This window comes from Cupriavidus sp. NPDC089707 (assembly GCF_044748965.1).
Taxonomy (GTDB): domain Bacteria; phylum Pseudomonadota; class Gammaproteobacteria; order Burkholderiales; family Burkholderiaceae; genus Cupriavidus.
In genome coordinates this window covers 401662-421342 of the sequence record NZ_JBIVHB010000002.1, presented here as the reverse complement: position 1 = coordinate 421342, position 19681 = coordinate 401662, and the positions used below count along the sequence as shown (strand labels likewise).

At 67.0% G+C, this 19681-nt stretch carries 15 protein-coding genes and 1 pseudogene; 12 read left to right on the top strand and 4 right to left on the bottom strand.

Annotation, left to right across the window (positions count from 1 at the left end):
- Positions 1-18: 18 nt before the first annotated feature.
- Entirely contained in the window at positions 19-735 is a 717-nt protein-coding gene (locus tag ACIP1U_RS05250) for an ABC transporter ATP-binding protein (RefSeq protein ID WP_400312479.1), read from the top strand.
- Between the two features lie 460 nt (positions 736-1195).
- Here the strand turns inward: ACIP1U_RS05250 and ACIP1U_RS05245 are convergent, their stop codons facing one another.
- Together ACIP1U_RS05245 and ACIP1U_RS05240 are read right to left on the bottom strand one after the other, a co-directional pair.
- Positions 1196-2383 (bottom strand): acetylornithine transaminase, encoded by a 1188-nt coding sequence (locus ACIP1U_RS05245; protein ID WP_400312477.1) that lies wholly within the window; start codon positions 2381-2383, stop codon positions 1196-1198.
- A gap of 301 nt (positions 2384-2684) precedes the next feature.
- Positions 2685-3752 (bottom strand): CDP-6-deoxy-delta-3,4-glucoseen reductase, encoded by a 1068-nt coding sequence (locus ACIP1U_RS05240; RefSeq protein ID WP_400312475.1) that lies wholly within the window; start codon positions 3750-3752, stop codon positions 2685-2687.
- A gap of 9 nt (positions 3753-3761) precedes the next feature.
- Here ACIP1U_RS05240 and ACIP1U_RS05235 point away from each other — a divergent pair, with 9 nt between their 5' ends.
- The 11 genes and pseudogenes from ACIP1U_RS05235 (at position 3762) to hutG (ending at position 16185) form a co-directional block, all read left to right on the top strand.
- Positions 3762-4748 carry an NAD-dependent epimerase/dehydratase family protein gene (locus tag ACIP1U_RS05235; protein ID WP_400312473.1) on the top strand — a complete coding sequence of 329 codons (987 nt, stop codon included), beginning with the start codon at positions 3762-3764 and terminating at the stop codon, positions 4746-4748.
- Between the two features lie 365 nt (positions 4749-5113).
- A complete protein-coding gene (locus ACIP1U_RS05230) occupies positions 5114-6049 on the top strand; it encodes an ABC transporter substrate-binding protein (RefSeq protein WP_400312832.1) in 936 nt (311 codons plus the stop codon).
- 29 nt (positions 6050-6078) lie between these two features.
- On the top strand, positions 6079-6942 hold the full coding sequence (locus ACIP1U_RS05225; protein ID WP_400312472.1) for an ABC transporter permease: 864 nt from the start codon (positions 6079-6081) through the stop codon (positions 6940-6942).
- Complete coding sequence (locus tag ACIP1U_RS05220; RefSeq protein ID WP_063240172.1) at positions 6939-7718, top strand: ABC transporter ATP-binding protein; 780 nt, start codon at positions 6939-6941, stop codon at positions 7716-7718. The genes ACIP1U_RS05225 and ACIP1U_RS05220 overlap by 4 nt, the downstream gene beginning before the upstream one ends.
- A gap of 6 nt (positions 7719-7724) precedes the next feature.
- The gene (gene hutC / locus ACIP1U_RS05215) at positions 7725-8483 is read left to right on the top strand and encodes a histidine utilization repressor (protein ID WP_029046008.1); all 759 of its coding nucleotides are present in this window, start codon (positions 7725-7727) and stop codon (positions 8481-8483) included.
- 64 nt (positions 8484-8547) lie between these two features.
- On the top strand, positions 8548-10122 hold the full coding sequence (hutH, locus tag ACIP1U_RS05210) for a histidine ammonia-lyase (protein ID WP_400312470.1): 1575 nt from the start codon (positions 8548-8550) through the stop codon (positions 10120-10122).
- Positions 10123-10329: 207 nt separating this feature from the next.
- Positions 10330-12030: pseudogene (gene hutU, locus ACIP1U_RS05205) on the top strand (urocanate hydratase).
- On the top strand, positions 12027-12635 hold the full coding sequence (locus ACIP1U_RS05200; RefSeq protein WP_400312468.1) for a HutD family protein: 609 nt from the start codon (positions 12027-12029) through the stop codon (positions 12633-12635). The pseudogene hutU and the gene ACIP1U_RS05200 overlap by 4 nt, the downstream one beginning before the upstream one ends.
- Entirely contained in the window at positions 12632-13888 is a 1257-nt protein-coding gene (gene hutI / locus ACIP1U_RS05195) for an imidazolonepropionase (RefSeq protein WP_400312466.1), read from the top strand. The genes ACIP1U_RS05200 and hutI overlap by 4 nt, the downstream gene beginning before the upstream one ends.
- Positions 13885-15291, top strand: a complete 1407-nt coding sequence (locus ACIP1U_RS05190) for a formimidoylglutamate deiminase (protein WP_400312465.1) — start codon at positions 13885-13887, stop codon at positions 15289-15291. Before hutI ends, ACIP1U_RS05190 begins: the two co-directional genes overlap by 4 nt.
- Positions 15292-15369: 78 nt before the next feature.
- On the top strand, positions 15370-16185 hold the full coding sequence (hutG, locus tag ACIP1U_RS05185; protein ID WP_400312463.1) for an N-formylglutamate deformylase: 816 nt from the start codon (positions 15370-15372) through the stop codon (positions 16183-16185).
- Positions 16186-16260: 75 nt separating this feature from the next.
- Here hutG and ACIP1U_RS05180 read toward each other — a convergent pair whose 3' ends face one another.
- Both ACIP1U_RS05180 and aspT read right to left on the bottom strand, forming a co-directional pair.
- Positions 16261-17886 carry a bifunctional aspartate transaminase/aspartate 4-decarboxylase gene (locus ACIP1U_RS05180; RefSeq protein ID WP_400312461.1) on the bottom strand — a complete coding sequence of 542 codons (1626 nt, stop codon included), beginning with the start codon at positions 17884-17886 and terminating at the stop codon, positions 16261-16263.
- A 90-nt stretch (positions 17887-17976) separates the two neighbouring features.
- Positions 17977-19662, bottom strand: a complete 1686-nt coding sequence (aspT, locus tag ACIP1U_RS05175) for an aspartate-alanine antiporter (protein WP_400312459.1) — start codon at positions 19660-19662, stop codon at positions 17977-17979.
- Positions 19663-19681 lie beyond the last annotated feature (19 nt).

The following is a 19681-nucleotide window of genomic DNA, read 5'->3' as shown; positions in this document are numbered from 1 at the left end:
GCAATGACACAGCCAGCAATGAAACAGACAGTACTGAAGATCTCCGGCCTGAAGGTCGCGTACGGCGGCATCCAGGCCGTCAAGGGCATCGACCTGGACATCCAGGACGGCGAACTGGTCACGCTGATCGGCGCCAACGGCGCCGGCAAGACCACGACCATGAAGGCCATCACTGGCCTGCAGGGCTGGGCCGGCGGCGATGTGGAGTACATGGGCAAGTCGATCAAGGGCGTGCCCAGCTACGCGCTGCTCAAGCAAGGGCTGGCGATGGTGCCGGAAGGTCGCGGCGTGTTCGCGCGCATGACTATTACGGAGAACCTGCAGATGGGCGCCTACACGCGCAACGACGAGGCCGGTATCAAGGCCGACGTCGACCGCATGTTCGGCATCTTCCCGCGCCTGAAGGAGCGCGCCAACCAACTGGCGGGCACCATGTCCGGCGGCGAGCAGCAGATGCTGGCAATGGCGCGCGCGCTGATGAGCCAGCCCAGGGTGCTGCTGCTGGACGAGCCGTCGATGGGCCTGTCGCCGATCATGGTCGAGAAGATCTTCGAGGTCGTGCGCGATATCTCTGCGCAGGGCGTGACCGTGCTGCTGGTCGAGCAGAACGCGCGCCTGGCGCTGCAGGCCGCGCACCGCGGCTACGTGATGGAGTCGGGCCTGATCACCATGAGCGGGGACGCCAAGCAGATGCTGGACGATCCCAAGGTGCGGGCCGCTTACCTGGGCGAATAAGCGGCGCAGCGCCAACTCCCACCCCTGCTGCAAGAGGGGTGAGGGAGAGGGCGGGCGCCCGCAGGCGCAAGGCCTTTCCCCTTGCCGCGGGGCCCCGCGCGGGCCGGCTTGGCCGGTGTGTGCGGGTTCTGCGGTGCTGGCCCTCTCCCTCACTCCTCTGCGGCGCTGCTCTGGCTGCAAAGCAAAAAAGCCTCGCGCAATGCGAGGCTTCAGATTGCTGACAAAGGGAAAATGCCAGGCTGTTTGCTCCCCTCTCCCGCTTGCGGGAGAGGGGCTGGGGGAGAGGGCCGGCGCATGGCAAGCACCGTGGCGCCTCACTTCGTGGCAACTCCTGCCCTCTCCCCCGCCCCACTCCCATAAATGGGAGAGGGGCGACAACATTCGCAGCCTTTGACTTTGTCAGCAGCAAAAAGCCTCGCGCAATGCGAGGCTTTTTTGCTTTCTGCGGATGCCGGAAGGATCAGGCCAGCTTCTTCAGCAGCGTGCGCAGCATGCCGATCATCTGGTCGATCTCTTCGCGCGTGACGTTCAGCGCCGGCATGAAGCGCAGCAGGTTGGCGCGCGGCGCGTTCAGCAGCAGGCCCTGCGGCGCCATGTCGCGCGCTTCCTCCACCAGTTGCGGGCCGATGTCCTTGCCCAGCAGCAGCGCGCGCAGCAGGCCCTCGCCACGTTCGCCCTCGAGGCCGAATTCGCCCGACAGCGCCAGCAGCTGCTCCTTCAGGTATTCGCCCGTGGCCTTGACGTTGTCCAGGAAACCCGGCGCGGTCAGCTGCTCGATCACGGCGCTGCCCACCGCGGTCATCAGCGGGTTGCCGTTGTAGGTGCCGCCCTGGTCGCCGGCCTCGAAGCTGGCGACTTCGGCCTTGCACAGCAGCGCCGACAGCGGCACGCCGCCGCCGATGCCCTTGCCCAGCGTCATGATGTCCGGCTCGACGCCCGACAGTTCGTAGGCGAACAGCGTGCCGCAGCGGCCGCAGCCGGCCTGCACTTCATCGACGATAAACAGCAGCTTGTGCTTGTCAGCCAGTGCGCGCAGGCCCTGCATGAACTCGCGCGTGGCGGGGATCACGCCGCCTTCGCCCTGCACCGGCTCCAGCATGATGCCGACGGTCTTGTCGGTGATCAGCTTCTCGACCGAGGCCAGGTCGTTCAGCTCGGCCTTGGGGAAGCCCGGCACCTGCGGCGCGAAGATGGTGTCCCAGCCGGCCTTGCCCGACGCGCTCATGGTGGCGAGCGTGCGGCCATGGAAGCTGTGGTCCATGGTGATGATCTCGTAGGCGCCGTTCTTGTGCTTGCGGCCCCATTTGCGCGCCAGCTTGATCGCGCCTTCGTTGGCCTCGGCGCCGCTGTTGGCGAAGAAGACCTTGTCGAAACAGCTGTTATCGGTCAGCTGCCTGGCCAGGCGCAGCATCGGCTCGTTGTAGAAGGCCGGGCTCGGGTTGATGATTTTCTTCGACTGCTCGACCAGCGCGTCGATCATGCCCTCGTTGGAATGGCCCAGGCAGTTGACCGCCCACCCTTGCACGAAGTCCAGGTATCGCTTGCCGTTGTGGTCCGTCAGCCAGGAGCCCTTGCCCTCGGTGAAGACGAGTTCGGGCCGGTTGGTGATGTACATCAGGGATTGGACGGGAAACTCAGCAAATGCCATGGCGGACTCCAGGGGTCGGCTTTAAACGATGGACGGACGGACGAAGGGACGAAGGGGACAAGCAAAAAGCAGCAAAAAACAAAAAGCCACGGGGGTTGCCCGTGGCTCGTTGACCTGAACAGACGCAGTCTACGGTCAGCCGCGCGGCACCCCAGTGGGGAGCGACGTACGGAAGCTGCGGCGTCGGTTGAAGGTCGTATGCATGCGGGCAAATATAAGGCGCATGTGCCCGGGTGTCAAAACGAATTTTGGCGGACCCGGGCATTGTTGCGCTGACGGAACGGCGTGCCGGCCGGGCTGGTCAAGCAGAAGGTGCTGCCGGCGCGGCCGGGTGCATGTCGGCCTCGGAGGTGAACGAGTCGGCGAAGAACGCGTCTTCGTGCAGCTTGCACTGGCGGGTGAAGTCGCCGCGCGCGGCGTTGATCATCACCGGCGCGCCGCAGGCGTAGACCTCGTGGCCCGACATGTCGGGGTGGTCGGCGATCACGGCCTGGTGGACGAAGCCGGTGCGGCCCTGCCAGTTGTCTTCGGGCAGCGCGTCGGACACCACCGGCACGTACTTGAAGTTGGGCAGGTCGCGCGCCCACTGCTCGGCCAGCGCGTGCATGTACAGGTCCTTGGGCCGGCGGCCGCCCCAGTACAGCGTCATCGGGCGCGTAATGCCGGTGTAGGCGGCGTGCTCGACGATGGCCTTGATCGGCGCGAAGCCGGTGCCGGAAGCCAGCAGGATGATCGGGGCGTCCGATTCCTCGCGCAGGAAGAAGCTGCCCAGCGGGCCTTCGAAGCGCAGGATGTCGCGTTCCTTCATCACGGGCTGGCCTTCCTTGGCGCCGAACACGTAGTCGGTGAAGGCGCCGCCCGGCATATGGCGGATATGCAGTTCGATCGGGCCGTCCTCGTGCGGCGGCGTGGCGATCGAATAGCTGCGGCGCTTGCCGTCGCGCAGCAGGAATTCCACGTACTGGCCCGCCAGGTACTGCATGCGCTCGGTCGCGGGCAACTGCAGCTTGATGGCGATGACGTCGTCGGCCAGGCGCTCCAGCGAGGTCACGCGGCACGGCACCTTCTTGATCGGGATGTCGCCGGCGCCGTGGACTTCGCGGCATTCGATGGTGATGTCGGACGACGCATTGGCGCAGCAGAACAGCGCGCGGCCCTCGGTCTTTTCCTGCGCGGTCAGCGCGGCCGGGGCGTGGTCGCCCTGCACGATGGTGCCTTCCAGCACGCGGCCCTTGCACGAGCCGCAGGCGCCGTTCTTGCAGCCGTAGGGCAGGCCGATGCTGTGGCGCAGGGCCGCGCCGAGGATGGTTTCGTCCGTGGCCACTTCGAACTTGTGGCCACTGGGCATGACGGTTACTTGATAAGCCATAATCGGTCTATGAGCCAAATTCAGTCGATGCTGCAGCCCTCGCGCCTCCCAGTCCTGCCGGTCCCCAGCCGTCGGCTGGGTCGTCCGCGCCTGTTGATCGTCGGGTGCGGGGATGTGGGGACGCGCTGCCTGCGAATCCTGTCGTCGCGCATGCGCGTGTTTGCCGTCACGTCGCAGCCGGCGCGCCGCGCTGAACTGCGCGCCGCCGGGGCGGTGCCGCTGGTGGCGGACCTGGACCGGCCGGTGACGCTGGCGCGGCTGCGGGGGCTGGCCACGCAGGTGCTGGACCTGGCGCCGCCGCCCGGTCAGGGCGAGGGCGATCCGCGTACGCGTGCCTTGCTCGCCGCCTTGCGCCGCAAGGCCTGGCGGCAGCGCGGCACGCCTGGCGGCGAGCCCGCCATTCTACCCGACCGGGGCCTTCGCCGCCCTGCGTTTGTCTATGCCAGCACCTCAGGCGTCTACGGCGATCGGCAGGGCGCGCGGGTGTCGGAATTCCATGCCGTGCGTCCGCAGACGGCGCGCGCGCGCCGCCGCGTGGTCGCCGAGGGCGCCGTGCGCGCCTTTGGCCGCGATGCCGGCTGGCGCACCAGCGTCGTGCGCATCCCGGGCATCTATGCCGCCGAGCGGCTGCCGGTGGCCCGGCTCAAGCGTGGCACGCCTGCGCTGGTGCCGCAGGACGACGTCTATACCAGCCATATCCACGCCGACGATCTCGCCCGGATCATGGTCGCCGCGCTGTTCCGCGGCCGGCCGCAGCGGGTGGTCCATGCCAGCGACGATACCGAGATGCGCATGGCCGATTACTTCGACCTCGTTGCAGACCGCCGCGGCCTGCCACGGCCCCCGCGCATCACGCGGGGACAGGCGCGTGAAGTGATCGAGCCGACGCTGCTGAGCTTCATGAGTGAATCGCGCCGGCTCGACAACCGCCGTCTGAAACGCGAACTGCGCCTGCGGTTGCGTTACCCCACCGTCGCTTCCTTCTTCGACGCCTGACTGCTGCGGCAGCTGCCCCGTGTGACTGGCACGGTGCTTGCACTCCTGGTGCCTCGTCGATTCCTGTCTATACAACAATACTCAAGACGCACCCGCGTAGTGCCGGCGGCACCAACAGTGCGCGGAACATGCGCCGTAGTGGTTGATGAATCCCTGGCCTCATATGCTTTTCCAGGCAACCTTCAGCGCCCGCCCCCCGTGTAACCCCTACGTTGACTTGTATATACAGGCATTGTTTAATGCCCGAAAACGAGCGCGCCACAAGCATGGCCTGCCGTAGACGGACACACCAAAGGAGCGTACCGATGAGGATGGAAAGCCGCATGCAGGGCAGGATTCAAAGCAGGGTTCGTGGCCGCAAGGCAATGCAGGCCGCGCTATTTGCCGCGGCAGTTACCATGGCCGGCGCCGGCTACGCGCAGACCACCAAGGTCACGCTCGGCATGAGCGGCTGGACCGGCTTCGCGCCGCTGACGCTGGCCGACAAGGCCGGCATCTTCAAGAAAAACGGCGTCGAGGTCGACATCAAGATGATTCCGCAGAAGGACCGTCACCTAGCGCTGGCAGCCGGTGCGATCCAGTGCGCGGCAACTACCGTCGAGACCCATGTGGCCTGGAACGCCAACGGCGTGCCGATCACCCAGATCGTGCAGCTCGACAAGTCCTACGGCGCCGACGGCCTGGCCGTGCGCAGCGACGTCAAGAGCTTCGCCGACCTGAAGGGCAAGACCATCGGCGTCGATGCGCCGGGCACCGCGCCGTATTTCGGCCTGGCCTGGATGCTGAAGAAGAACGGCATGTCGCTCAAGGACGTCAAGACCACGACGCTGTCGCCGCAGGCGGCCGCGCAGGCCTTCGTGGCCGGCCAGAACGACGGCGCCATGACCTACGAGCCGTACCTGTCCACCGTCCGCCAGAACCCGGACAAGGGCAAGATCCTGGCGACCACGCTGGACTACCCGATGGTGACCGACACGCTGGGCTGCGCGCCCAAGTGGCTCAAGGAGAACCCCAAGGCGGCGCAGGCGCTGGTCGACAGCTACTTCGAGGCGCTGGAGATGATCCGCAAGGAGCCGGAGAAGTCCAACGAAATCATGGGCGCCGCGGTCAAGCAGACCGCCGAGCAGTTCGCGAAGTCGGCCGCCTACCTGCGCTGGCAGGATCGGGAGGCCAACAAGAAGTTCTTTGCCGGCGAGCTCGCCAGCTTCAGCAAGGAAGCGGCGGGCGTGCTGATGGACATCGGCGTGATCCGCCAGGTGCCCGACGTGACGGCGTTGTATGACGCGCGTTTCCTCAAGTAAGCACAGCAGTCGCAAGGAGGCGTGACGTCATGACGCAAGCCCGAATCGGTTCCCACGCGCCCGCAGCGGCGGTGTCCGCCCCCACGGCGGCGCCGGCGCGCCGGCGCCATCCCTGGCTGGCACCGCTGGTGCCGGTGTCGCCCAATAAGCGCTGGATGCTGGGCCTGTCTTTCTTCGTGCTGTTCTTCGGCGTGTGGGCCGTGGTAACGCTGGGCGGCTTCGTGCCGCGCACGTTCCTGGCCGATCCGCTGACGATGGCCAAAGAGGGCCTGATCCTGTTCACCGAGCACAACTTCATCGGCGACATCGGCATGACGGTGTGGCGCGTGGTCGGCGGCTTCGTGCTGGCGGCGGTGCTGGCAGTGCCGCTGGGCATCTTCATGGGCGCGTACAAGGCAGCCGAGGCGTTCTTCGAGCCCTTCGTCTCGTTCTGCCGCTACCTGCCGGCGTCGGCCTTCATCCCGCTGCTGATCCTGTGGGCCGGCATCGGCGAGACCCAGAAGCTGCTGGTGATCTTCATCGGCTCGTTCTTCCAGATCGTGCTGATGGTGGCGGTGGCGGTCGGCGGCGCGCGCAAGGATCTGGTCGAGGCGGCCTACACGCTGGGTGCCAACAGCGCCGGCATCGTGCGCCGCGTGCTGATCCCGGGCGCCGCGCCGGAAATTGCCGAGATCCTGCGGCTGGTGCTGGGCTGGGCCTGGACCTATGTGATCGTGGCCGAGCTGATCGGCTCGTCGTCGGGCATCGGGCACATGATCACCGACAGCCAGGCGCTGCTCAATACCGGGCAGATCATTTTCGGCATCATCGTGATCGGCTGCATCGGCCTGGTCTCCGACCTTGTCTTCAAGCGCGCCAACCAGCGCCTGTTCCCGTGGAGTTCGATCCAATGAGCGCACTGTCCATCCAGCAGGTCTCGCGTACCTTTTCCAACCCGCGCGGCGGACAGACGCTGGCGTTGCAGCCGGTCGACTTCGAGGTGCGCGACAACGACTTCGTCACCATCCTGGGTCCGTCGGGCTGCGGCAAGTCCACCCTGCTGCGCATCGTGGCCGGGCTGGACACGCCTTCCACCGGCCGTGTGCTGCTCGACGGCCAGCCGGTCTCCGATCCCGGCGCCGACCGCGGCATGGTTTTCCAGTCGTACACGCTGTTCCCCTGGCTGACGATCGAGCAGAACGTGCGCTTCGGGCTGCGCGAGCGCGGCATGAGCGCGGCGGAGCAGAAGGAGCGCAGCGACTTCTTTATCCAGCGCGTGGGGCTGCGCGGCTTCGAGCACCATTACCCGAAGCAGCTGTCGGGCGGCATGCAGCAGCGCACCGCGATCGCGCGGGCGCTGGCCAACGATCCCAAGATCCTGCTGCTCGACGAACCGTTCGGCGCGCTTGACAACCAGACCCGCGTGCTGATGCAGGAGTTATTGCTCGGCATATGGGAAGCGTCGCGCAAGACGGTATTATTCGTGACCCATGATATCGACGAGGCCATTTTCATGGCCAACCGGGTGGCGGTGTTTTCCGCCAGGCCGGGTCGGATCAAGAGCGATATCGCGGTCGATTTCCCGCATCCGCGCCATTACACGATCAAGACCTCTCCGGAGTTTTCCGCGCTCAAGGCGCGGCTGACCGAGGAAATCCGCGCCGAGGCCATTGCCGCGGCCGAGCACTGAAACGCCATGAACCACGCCGTCGGCTCCGCCACCCCTGCTTCCTCTCCCACCGCGCTCTACCAGCAGGTGAAGGAGTACATCGCCCGCCAGATCCAGAGCGGCGCATGGCAGCCGGGCGACCGGGTGCCGTCGGAGCAGGAACTGGTGAACCGCTTCGGCGTCTCGCGCATGACCGTCAACCGGGCCCTGCGCGAACTGTCGGAGCAGGGGCGGGTGGTGCGCGTCGCCGGTGTCGGCACCTTCGTCGCCGAGCACAAGCCGCAGTCCACGCTGCTGTCCGTGGTCAACCTGCAGGACGAGATCCGCATGCGCGGGCATGACTATGCCTGCGACGTGATCCTGGTCGAGCGGGTTTCGGCGTCGATCGAGGTAGCCGCCGCGCTGGAGCTGCATACCGGCGAGTCGGTATTCCATTCGGTCTGCGTGCATCGCGAAGACGGCGTGCCGGTGCAGCTGGAAGACCGCTACGTGAACCCGCGCGTGGCGCCGGACTTCATCGGCCAGGACTTCAGCGCGACCCAGCCCGGCGAATACCTGTTGCGCCACGTGCCCTACGATCAGGTGGAGCACGTGGTCGATGCCATTGCCGCCACGCCGGAGCAGGCCGCGCAACTGGAAATGCCGCCGACGCAACCTTGCCTGATGCTGACCCGCCGCACCTGGACCAACGGCGTGCCGGTGACATTCGTTCGTTGCCTGCATCCGGGCAACCGCTACCGCCTCGGCAGCCGCTTCCGCGCCGACGGCAATCCCGCTTTCGGCTGATTCCCTCGTGGGATCGGCCTCTGGTTCAATTTTTAGCCTAAGCTGTATAGACAGGAACATACAAATGACTGCCAGCCAACACGACCAAGCCTCCCGCCCGCTGCTGACCTTGCAGCCGGGCCAAGTCACCCTGGCCGACCTGCGCCGCATCTACCGCGGCGAAGTGCGCGTGGCCATGGCCGATTCCGCCTGGGCCGGCGTGCGCGCGGCGCAGGCCACCGTGCAGGACATCATCGACGCCGACGCCGTGGTCTACGGCATCAATACGGGCTTCGGCAAGCTGGCGCAGACCCGCATCCCCAACGACAAGCTGGCGCAGCTGCAGCGCAACCTGGTGCTGTCGCACAGCGTCGGTACCGGTCCGGACCTGGCCGAGGATACGGTGCGCCTGATCCTGGCCACCAAGGCGGTCAGCCTGGCGCGCGGCCATTCCGGCGTGCGTCCGGAACTGATCGAGGCATTGCTGGCGCTGGTCAACCATGGCGTGACGCCGTGCATCCCGGCCAAGGGTTCGGTCGGTGCCTCGGGCGACCTGGCGCCGCTGGCGCATATGTCGTGCACGCTGATCGGCGTGGGCGACGTGCTGGTCGACGGCAAGCGCGTGCCGGCCGCCGAAGGCCTGGCCCGTGCCGGCCTGAAGGCGTTCGAACTGGGCCCGAAGGAAGGCCTGGCGCTGCTCAACGGCACGCAGGTGTCGACCGCGCTGGCGCTGGCCGGCCTGTTCGCCGCCGAGGACGCCTTTGCCGCCGGGCTGGTGGCGGGCGCGCTGTCGCTGGAAGCGATCAAGGGCTCGGTCAAGCCGTTCGACGCGCGCATCCATGAAGCCCGCGGCCAGGCCGGCCAGATCGCCGTGGCCGGCGCCGTGCGCGCGATGCTGGATGGCAGCGAGATCGTCGATTCGCACAAGGCCTGCGGCCGCGTGCAGGACCCGTATTCGATCCGCTGCCAGCCGCAGGTGATGGGCGCTTGCCTGGACAACCTGCAGCACGCCGCGCGCATCCTGCAGATCGAGGCCAACGCCGCGTCGGACAACCCGCTGGTGTTCTCCGAGCAGGGCGACGTGGTCTCCGGCGGGAACTTCCACGCCGAGCCGGTAGCCTTCGCCGCCGACATCATCGCGCTGGCGATCGCGGAGATCGGTGCGATTTCCGAGCGCCGGCTGGCGTTGCTGCTTGACACCGGCCTGTCCGGCCTGCCGCCGTTCCTGGTGCGCGATGGCGGCTTGAACTCGGGTTTCATGATCGCGCAGGTGACCGCGGCGGCGCTGGCTTCCGAGAACAAGTCGCTGGCGCATCCGTCCAGCGTGGACAGCCTGCCGACCTCGGCCAACCAGGAGGACCATGTGTCGATGGCCACCTACGGCGCGCGCCGGCTGGGCGATATGGCCGCCAACACCGCGGTGGTGGTCGGCATCGAGGCAATGGCTGCGGCGCAGGGGATTGAATTCCATCGGCCGCTGAAGTCGTCGCCGCTGGTGGAGCAGGAACTGGCACGTATCCGCGCGCGAGTGGATTTTGTGGAAGGCGACCGTTACCTGGCGCCGGATATCGAAGCGATGAAGCAGTGGGTGGTGCAGGGCGATGCGGGCGCGGGGTGGCCTGCTGCCGTTCGGGAGATTTTGCCGACTAACGCTGCCTGAAACGCCGGCCCTCTCCCCCGGCCCCTCTCCCGCAGGCGGGAGAGGGGAGACACCAGACAGTGTTGGAGAGGCCAGCGGTTTGCTCCCCTCTCCCGCGCGCGGGAGAGGGGCGGGGGAGAGGGCCAGTGCTTCCACGTGCCATCTCGTACCAAGTGGCACCAGCCTGAATCGATCGCGCCACCAGCGCCATCCAAAGGAGAACAACACATGAACGCACCCGAATCCCAACCCCTCCAGCGCGGCCAGCGCGAAATCCGCGCCCCGCATGGCACCCAGCTGCACTGCAAGAACTGGCTGATCGAAGCCGCCTACCGCATGATCCAGAACAACCTGGATCCGGATGTGGCCGAGCGACCGCAGGACCTGGTGGTGTACGGCGGCATTGGCAAGGCCGCGCGCAACTGGGAATGCTTCGACGCCATCCTCGACAGTCTGCGCCGCCTGGGCGAAGACGAGTCGCTGCTGGTGCAATCGGGCAAGCCGGTCGGTGTGTTCCGCACGCACCCGGACGCGCCGCGCGTGCTGATCGCCAACTCCAACCTGGTGCCGCACTGGGCCACGTGGGACAAGTTCAACGAACTCGACCGCGCCGGCCTGATGATGTATGGCCAGATGACCGCGGGCTCGTGGATCTACATCGGCACGCAGGGCATCGTGCAGGGCACGTATGAGACCTTTGTCGAAGCCGGCCGCCAGCACTACAACGGCGACCTGTCGGGCAAGTGGATCCTGACCGCGGGCCTCGGCGGCATGGGCGGCGCGCAGCCGCTGGCGGGTGTGCTGGCAGGTGCCTGCGTGCTGGCGATCGAGTGCCAGGAATCGCGCATCGATTTCCGCCTGCGCACGCGCTATCTCGACAAGAAGGCCACCACGCTGGACGAGGCGCTGGCGATGATCGCCGAGGCCACGGCCAAGAAAGAAGCGATCTCGGTCGGCCTGCTCGGCAACGCCGCCGACATCGTGCCGGAGCTTGCCAAGCGCGCGCTGGCCGGCGGCATGCGCCCGCACATCGTCACCGACCAGACCTCGGCGCACGACCTGGTCAACGGCTACCTGCCGCAAGGCTGGACCGTCGATCAATGGGAACATGCGCGCACGTACGATCCCAAGTCGGTGGAAGCGGCCGCGCGCCCATCGATCGTCAAGCACGTGCAGGCCATGCTCGACTTCCAGAAAATGGGCGTGCCGACGGTGGACTATGGCAACAATATCCGTCAGGTTGCGTTCGATGAGGGCGTAAAGAACGCCTTCGATTTCCCGGGTTTCGTGCCAGCCTATATCCGCCCGCTGTTCTGCCGCGGCAAGGGCCCGTTCCGCTGGGTGGCGCTGTCGGGCGATCCCGAGGATATCTACAAGACCGACGCCAAGATGAAGGAGCTGTTCCCCGAGGACAAGCACCTGCACCGCTAGCTCGACATGGCGCACGACCGCATCGCCTTCCAGGGCCTGCCGGCGCGCATCTGCTGGGTAGGCCTGGACGAGCGCCACCGCGCCGGCCTGGCCTTCAACGAGATGGTGAAGTCGGGCGAGCTGAAGGCGCCGGTGGTAATCGGCCGCGACCACCTGGACTGCGGCTCGGTGGCGTCGCCCAACCGCGAGACCGAAGCCATGCGCGACGGCTCGGATGCGGTCTCGGACTGGCCGCTGCTCAATGCGCTGCTGAACACGGCGGGTGGAGCAACGTGGGTCAGCCTGCACCATGGCGGCGGCGTCGGCATGGGCTTCTCACAGCATTCCGGCGTGGTGATCGTGTGCGATGGCACCGATGCCGCCGCCAAGCGCATCGAACGCGTGCTGTGGAACGACCCGGCCACCGGCGTGATGCGCCACGCCGATGCGGGCTACGACATCGCCATCGAATGCGCGCAGGAAAAGGGCCTGAACCTGCCGATGGTGAAGGGCGTATGAGCACGGTGATGTCACAGCACTTCACGCTCGCGGGCATCGACCCGACGCGCTGGAAGAACGGCGGCGGCAACACGCGCGAGATCGCGGTGTGGCCGCCGGGTGCCGGCATGGATGACTTCGTCTGGCGCCTGAGCGTGGCCGATATCGAAGCCGATGGTCCCTTCTCCGCCTTCCCCGGCATCGACCGCCAGATCGTGCTGCTCGACGGCGCCGGTGTGATGCTGCGCGCCGACGATGGCAGCTTCAGCCACAGGCTGGTCCAGCCGGGCGCACCGTTTGCATTCTCGGGCGACACCGGCTTGCAGGCCGCGCTGCTCGATGGCGCCACGCGCGACTTCAACGTGATGACGCGGCGTGGCCGCTGCCGCGCGCGGGTTGATGCGTTCCGCCACGGGTTTGCCCTCAGCACCGGTGCCGATACCGTATGCCTGCTTGCCGTATCCGGCACCTGGCTGGCGCAGGATGCACAGCCGGCCGTCGCGCTGGAAGCGGGGCAGGGCGTGCTGTATCCCGCCGGCGAACCCGCTGGCTGGCAAGCCTTTGCACCGGGCGGCGGCGATGCGCTGTGCCTGTGTGTCACGCTCGAAATGGAGTCCGACCAATGACGCTGCCTTCCGTGCCCAGCGCCGCCAGTGCCGACGGCCTCTGGCACAACTGCCACCTGTTGCCCGATGCCGATCCGGCGCGCGCCATCCGCGATGCCGCGCTCGTCGTCGAACACGGCCGAATCGCCTGGCTCGGCTTTGCCGCCGAATTGCCGCAAGCTTTCCGCGATCTGCCGCGCCACGATGCCAACGGCGCGTGGATCACGCCGGGACTGGTGGATTGCCACACCCACCTGGTCTACGGCGGCCAGCGCGCCGACGAGTTCGCGATGCGGCTGGCCGGTGCCGGTTATGAGGAAATCGCGCGCGCCGGCGGGGGCATCGTCTCGACCGTACGCGCCACCCGCGGTGCCGACGAAGACACGCTGTTCGCGCAGGCCGCCGCGCGGCTGCAGCCGCTGCTGGCCGAAGGCGTGACCGCCATCGAGATCAAGTCCGGCTACGGACTCAGCCTGGAAGCCGAGCGCAAGCAACTGCGCGTGGCACGCCGGCTGGGCGAGCAGTTCGGCGTGTCGGTGCACACCACCTTCCTCGGCGCGCACGCGCTGCCGCCCGAGTATGCGGGCCGCGCCGACGATTACATCGACCTCGTGTGCAACACCATGCTGCCGGCGCTGGCCGAAGAGGGGCTGGTCGACGCCGTCGATGCCTTCTGTGAATCGATCGGCTTCTCGATCGCGCAGACCGAACGCGTCTTCGATGCCGCCGCGCGCCACGGCCTGCGCGTCAAGCTGCACGCCGAGCAGCTCAGCAATCTCGGCGGCGCGGCGCTGGCCGCACGCCATCGCGCGCTGTCGGCGGACCATCTCGAACATCTCGACGATGCAGGCGTCGCCGCGATGGCAGAAGCCGGCACGGTCGCGGTGCTGCTGCCCGGCGCCTACTATTTCCTGCGCGACACCAACCTGCCGCCGATCGCGCTGTTGCGCCAATACGGCGTGCCGATGGCGATCTCGACCGACCACAACCCCGGCACGTCGCCGGTGACGTCGTTGCTGCTGATGATGAATATGGCCTGCACGCTGTTCCGCCTGACGGTGCCTGAAGCGCTGGCCGGCGTGACCCTGCATGCGGCACGCGCGCTGGGCGCAGCGGACCGGCACGGCAAGCTGGAAGCGGGACGTGGGGCCGACTTCGTGCTGTGGCGCGTCGATTCGCCGGCGGAGCTGGCGTATTGGTTTGGCCGCAATCCCGCTGCCACGGTTGTGCGGCAAGGGCGAATCTATCCAGCGCAGGGAGGCGTATCGGCATGAGCGCTTCACAGCTGTTCGCAGACTGGGCCCTGCTGCCCGAAGGCTGGGCGCGCGATGTGCTGCTTGCCTGGGACGGGCAGGGCCGCCTTGCCACCGTGCAAGCGGATGCCGCCGCAAGCGCCGACGTACCGCGTGCCGCGGGGCCGGTGCTGCCGGGCATGCCCAACCTGCACTCACACGCATTCCAGCGTGGCTTTGCCGGCCTGACCGAATACCGCAGCCGCCCGCAGGGCGACAATCCCGCCGGCGCCGATTCGTTCTGGAGCTGGCGCACGCTGATGTACCGCTTCGCGCAGCGGATCTCGCCCGACACGCTGGAAGCCATCGCCACCCAGCTCTATATCGAGATGCTGCGCGCGGGCTATACCAGCGTGTGCGAGTTCCACTACGTCCACCACGATGCCAACGGCAAGCCCTACGCCGACGCCGCCGAGATGTCGCTGCGGCTGCTGCGCGCGGCGCAGCGCACCGGCATCGGCATGACGTTGCTGCCGGTGCTGTACCAGACCGCCGGCTTCGGCGGCAAGCCGCCGCTGTCCGGGCAGCGCCGTTTCCTGCATGACACCGACGCCATGCTGCGGCTGCTGGAGCGGCTGTCGCCCGTGTGTGCACAAGCCGGCGCGCGTCTCGGTCTGGCGCCGCATTCGCTGCGCGCGGTGCCCGAAGACAGCCTGCTGCATGCGCTGTCGGGGCTGCAGGCGATCGACGCGCAGGCGCCGGTCCATATCCATATCGCCGAGCAGCAGCGCGAAGTCGACGACTGCATCGCCTGGTCCGGCACGCGCCCGGTGACGTGGCTGTTCGATCATGTCGACGTCGACGCGCGCTGGTGCCTGGTGCACGCCACGCACATGGACTGGGACGAGCGCCGGCGCCTCGCGCATAGCGGCGCCGTGGCCGGCATCTGCGCGACCACCGAAGCGAACCTCGGTGACGGTGTGTTCGAGGCGGCGCCCTACCTCGCGCAGCACGGCGCGTGGGGCATCGGCTCGGACAGCCATGCCAGCGTCAGCGTGGCCGAGGAACTGCGCCTGTTCGAGTACGGCCAGCGGCTCGGCCTGCAGCAGCGCAACGTGCTGGCCTCGGATACTTACCTGCAAGTGGCCGATCGCCTCTATCTCGAAGCGGTGGCGGGCGGCGCACGCGCCAGTGGTCGCGACGTGGCCGGGCTGGCGCCTGGCCAGCAGGCGGACTTCGTGGTGCTGGACGGCGCGCACCCGACGCTGGCCGGCCTCGACGGCGCGCAGGCGCTGGCCACCCACGTGTTCGCGAACCACGGTCATGAGACACTAGCGGAGGTCCGCACCGCCGGCCGCAGCCGCGTGCAGCATGGCGCGCATGCGCTGCAGGCCGAAGCCGCGCGGCGATTCATCGCCGCCCGCGCCAGCCTGCTGGCCGACTGATACGCGACCAAATTCGCGACCAAATTCGCGACCAAATTTGCGACAAATCCGGGTACCGCCCAACGCATTGCAAAGAACATGTCCTTCTCCACCGATACCCCCGCCTTCACCCTGCATCGCGGCACGCGCCCGCTGCTGGTATCGATGCCGCACGTCGGCACGCACCTGCCGGCTTCGGTTTCGCAGCGCCTCACTGCCGAGGCGCGCACCGTGCCCGACACCGACTGGCACCTGGAACGTCTCTACGGCTTTGCCCGCGAACTTGGCGCGTCGGTGCTGGTTGCCACGCATTCGCGCTACGTGGTCGACCTGAACCGCCCGCCCGACAATGCCAACCTGTATCCCGGCCAGGACACCACCGGCCTGTGCCCGGTCGACACCTTCGACAAGACGGCTCTTTACGCCGATGGCAGCAACGGCCCTGACGACGCGGAAATCGCCGCGCGCCGTGACGCGATCTGGCGTCCGTACCATGCGGCGCTGGCGGCGGAACTGGCGCGCCTGAAGGCTGGGCACGGCACCGTCGCGCTGTGGGATGCGCATTCGATCCGCTCGGTGCTGCCGCGCTTCTTCGAAGGCAAGCTGCCGGATTTCAACCTCGGTACGGCCAATGGCGAGAGCTGCGACGCGGGGCTGGCGAACCAGCTGCTCGAGCAGGCCGGTGCGGTCCCCGGCCATACCGCGGTGCTTAACGGGCGCTTCAAGGGCGGCTATATCACGCGGCAGTACGGCAAGCCGCGGGATGGCGTGCATGCGGTGCAGCTTGAGCTGTCGCAATGTGCCTATATGAGCGAGACGTATCCGTTTGCCTATGACGAGGCGCGGTCGGCGGGGCTGCAGCCGGCGCTGCAAGGCATGCTGGCCACGGTGCTCGCGTTCGTCGAATCGCGGTAAGGGGCCAGGCGGGGCGCGGCAACGCATAAAAAAGGCCCGACATCATGCCGGGCCTCAGCGCACGCCAACGAAGGCTTACTTCTTCACGACGTTCTTGTTCGCCTTGCTCCCCGTCGCTGCGTTGTACTTCTCCACATACTCTTCGAACAGCTTGCGGATCGCGCGGCCGATCTTGGCGTAGTCGGCTTCATTGAGGTTGGCCAGCGAGACCCGGCCAGACGGATGCCGCGTACCGAACCCGCGGCCCGGCAGCAACACCACGCCGGCCTCGTCGGCCAGCTCGAACAGCAGTTCGTTGGGCTCGACCGCCTCCATCACCCATTTGACGAACTCCGGCCCGATCGCCTTGCCGCCGAGCTGTTCGATATCGAGCAGCGTGTAGTAGTCGACCGCGTTCGGGTCATCGCTTTCCGGTGCAATGCCGATCTCCCGGTACAGCGCGGCCTTGCGGCTGCGGATCAGCCGCTTCATCGCGTTCTTGTAGTTGTCCGGCGTGTCCATCAGCGAGAACAGCGAGAACAGCACCATCTGCACCTGCTGCGGTGTCGACAGGCCAGCCGTGTGGTTCAGCGCCACAGTGCGGCTGTCGGCGACCAGGCGGTCGATGAACTTGAGCTTCTCCGGCTCGGTGGTGATCGAACTGTAGCGTGTGTTCAGCTGATCGCGCTGCGCCTGCGGCAGCCTGGCGATCTGCTGGTCGAAGATGTTGTCGCGGTGCGTGGCGATCACGCCCAGGCGCCAGCCGGTCGCGCCGAAATACTTGGAGAACGAATACACCAGGATGGTGTTCTTCGGGCACATCGCGAACAGCGAGACAAAGTTGTCGGCAAAGGTGCCGTAGACGTCGTCGGTCAGGATGATCAGGTCGGGGCGCTCTTCGATGATCGAGGCCAGGTATTCCAGGCTTTCGTCGCTCATGCGCACCGACGGCGGATTGCTCGGGTTGACCAGGAAGAAGGCCTTGACCTTGGGGTCGCGCAGCTTGTCCAGTTCCTTGTTCGAGTATTGCCAGCGCGATTCGGGATCGGCGTCGACGGACAGCTCTACCAGCTGGTAGTCGTTCAGCTCGGGGATCTCGATATACGGCGTGAAGATCGGCATGCCCAGCGCGATGGTGTCGCCGGCCTTGAGCAGGTGGTTTTCGCGGATGGTGTTGAACAGGTACGTCATCGCCGCGGTGCCGCCCTCGACCGCGAACAGGTCGAACTCGCCGATGAATGGATGGTTGCCGATCATCTCCTTGCGGATGTACTGGCCGACGATGGTCTCGGACAGCTTCAGCATGCGGTCCGGCACCGGATAGTTGCAGGCGAGGATGCCTTCGCACATTTCGTAGAGGAAGTCGCCGGCGTTCAGGCCGAGCTGGTCGCGCACGTATGACACTGCGCCGGCCAGGAAATTCACGCCCGGGGTGTCGGCGAACTCGCGCGCGAACAGGTCGAAGCGCTCCTCGATACCGTCGCGGCGCGGAAAGCCGCCGACGCCTTCGGGCATGTACGAGAATGAACGCTCGGACTCACGCATCGCGAACAGGCCAAGTTGCCAGAAGCCGTGGCGCGGCACGGTCGCCAGGAAGTTGGGATTGCCGCGGCCGGCGTTGAGCATCAGGCGTTCGGCGTCGCTGCTGGCAAGCTTGATCAGCTCGTCCTTCAGCTCGAACGGGGAGAGGCTGGCCAGCTTGGAAATATCGACTTTGCTCATGGCTTGCTCCTGTGTAGACGCTTGTCGGGTTGGGCTGGCGGGCCGGGGTATCAGGTGGCGGCCCGCGCAGCGTGAAAAGTCAGGGAACGGCTAGACGAGGCCCACCACCAGCGGTCCCAGCAGGGTCAGCAGCACGTTGGCGAGGGCGTAGGTGATGGCGAAGGGCACGGTCGGCACCGGGCTCTCCGCCTTGTCGAGGATGCCGCCGAAGGCCGGGTTGGCACTGCGCGACCCGGCCAGCGCGCCAGCCAGCAGCGCGGCGTTGTCGTACCTGAGCACGTAGCGGCCGAACAGCATCGTCAGGAACAGCGGCAGCAGCGTCACCACCGCGCCCAGGATGAAGATGGTCAGCCCGCTCTGGCGCAGCGTGGACACGGCCTGCAAGCCGGAGTTGATGCCGACGATGGCGACGAACGCGGCCAGGCCGAAGTCCTTCAGCAACTGGCACGCCGCGGTCGGCATGGCGCCGAACATCTTGTGCTTGGACCGCGCCCAGCCGAACACCAGGCCCGACAGCAGCGCGCCGCCGCCCGCGCCCAGCGTGAGCGGGATCGAGCCGATGCGCCAGACCAGCAGGCCGATCAGCAGGCCCACCAGCACGCCGGCGCCGAAGTAGACAAAGTCCGTCTTCTCGCTGGGCACCAGCTCGTAGCCGGCCATCTCGGCGGCGCGCTTGGTGTCGGCAGGGGTGCCATACAGCGTGATGATGTCGCCATGCTGCAGCTTCAGTTCGGGCAGCAGCGGCAGCGGGTGGTCATAGCGCTCGATGCGCTCGATATAGACGCCGTGGCGCATGTCGCGCCCGACCATGTCGACGATCTCGGCCACGGTCTTGTTGTTCATGCCCTTGGCGGTGAACACCACGTTGCGCGACTGCATGACCACGCCCATGCCCTCGGCGTCGGCCACTTCCTCCCCGATCTGCGCCGCCGCCGGCACCATCGCGTCGCGGCGGCCGACCAGCAGCACCAGGTCATCGTGCTGCAGCACCAGGTCCTGCGTGACTTCGATCTGCTTGCCGCCGCGCTGCACCCGTTCCACCGTCACCAGGTCCTCGCCGCCGATCTCCACTTGCGAGACGGTCTTGCCGCTGGCGTCGTTCACTCGGAACAGCCGGCCCACCAGGCGCGGCAGCGCACCACGCTGGCCGGGGCCGAACTGCGGCAGGCCGCCGTGCAGCTGCGCCTCGACCTTCTTGGCGTCGGTCTTCAGGTCCGACTTCATGAAGCGCGGCAGGATGTTCACGCAGACAATGATCGCGCCCAGCGAGCCGAACACGTAGGTCACGGCGTAGCCGATCGCCACGTTGGCCTGCAGCGTCTTGACCTGGTCGGGCGGCAGGCCCAGCTTGGTGATGGCGTCGCCCGCCGTGCCGATGATGGCCGACTGCGTCATGCCGCCGGCGGCCAGCCCCGCGGCCAGGCCCTTGTCGAGATGGAACAGCTTGGCCAGCACCACCACCGTGACCAGGCCGCACACTGCCATGAAGACCGCCATCGCGATCTCGCGCAGCGAGCTGCGGTTCAGCGAGTTGAAAAACTGCGGGCCGCTTTCATAGCCGACCGCGTAGATAAAGACCGCGAACATCACGGCCTTGACGCCGTTGTCGATCTCGACGCCGAACTGGCTGATCACCACCGCGGCGAGCAGCGAGCCCGCCACGCCGCCGAGCTGGAAGCGCCCGAAGGTAATCTTGCCGATGGCGTAGCCGACCGCCAATGAAAGGAAGAGCGCCGATTCGGGCGACTTCTGGAAGATGTCATGCAACCATTCCATCGAAGGCTCCTGAAGCGAG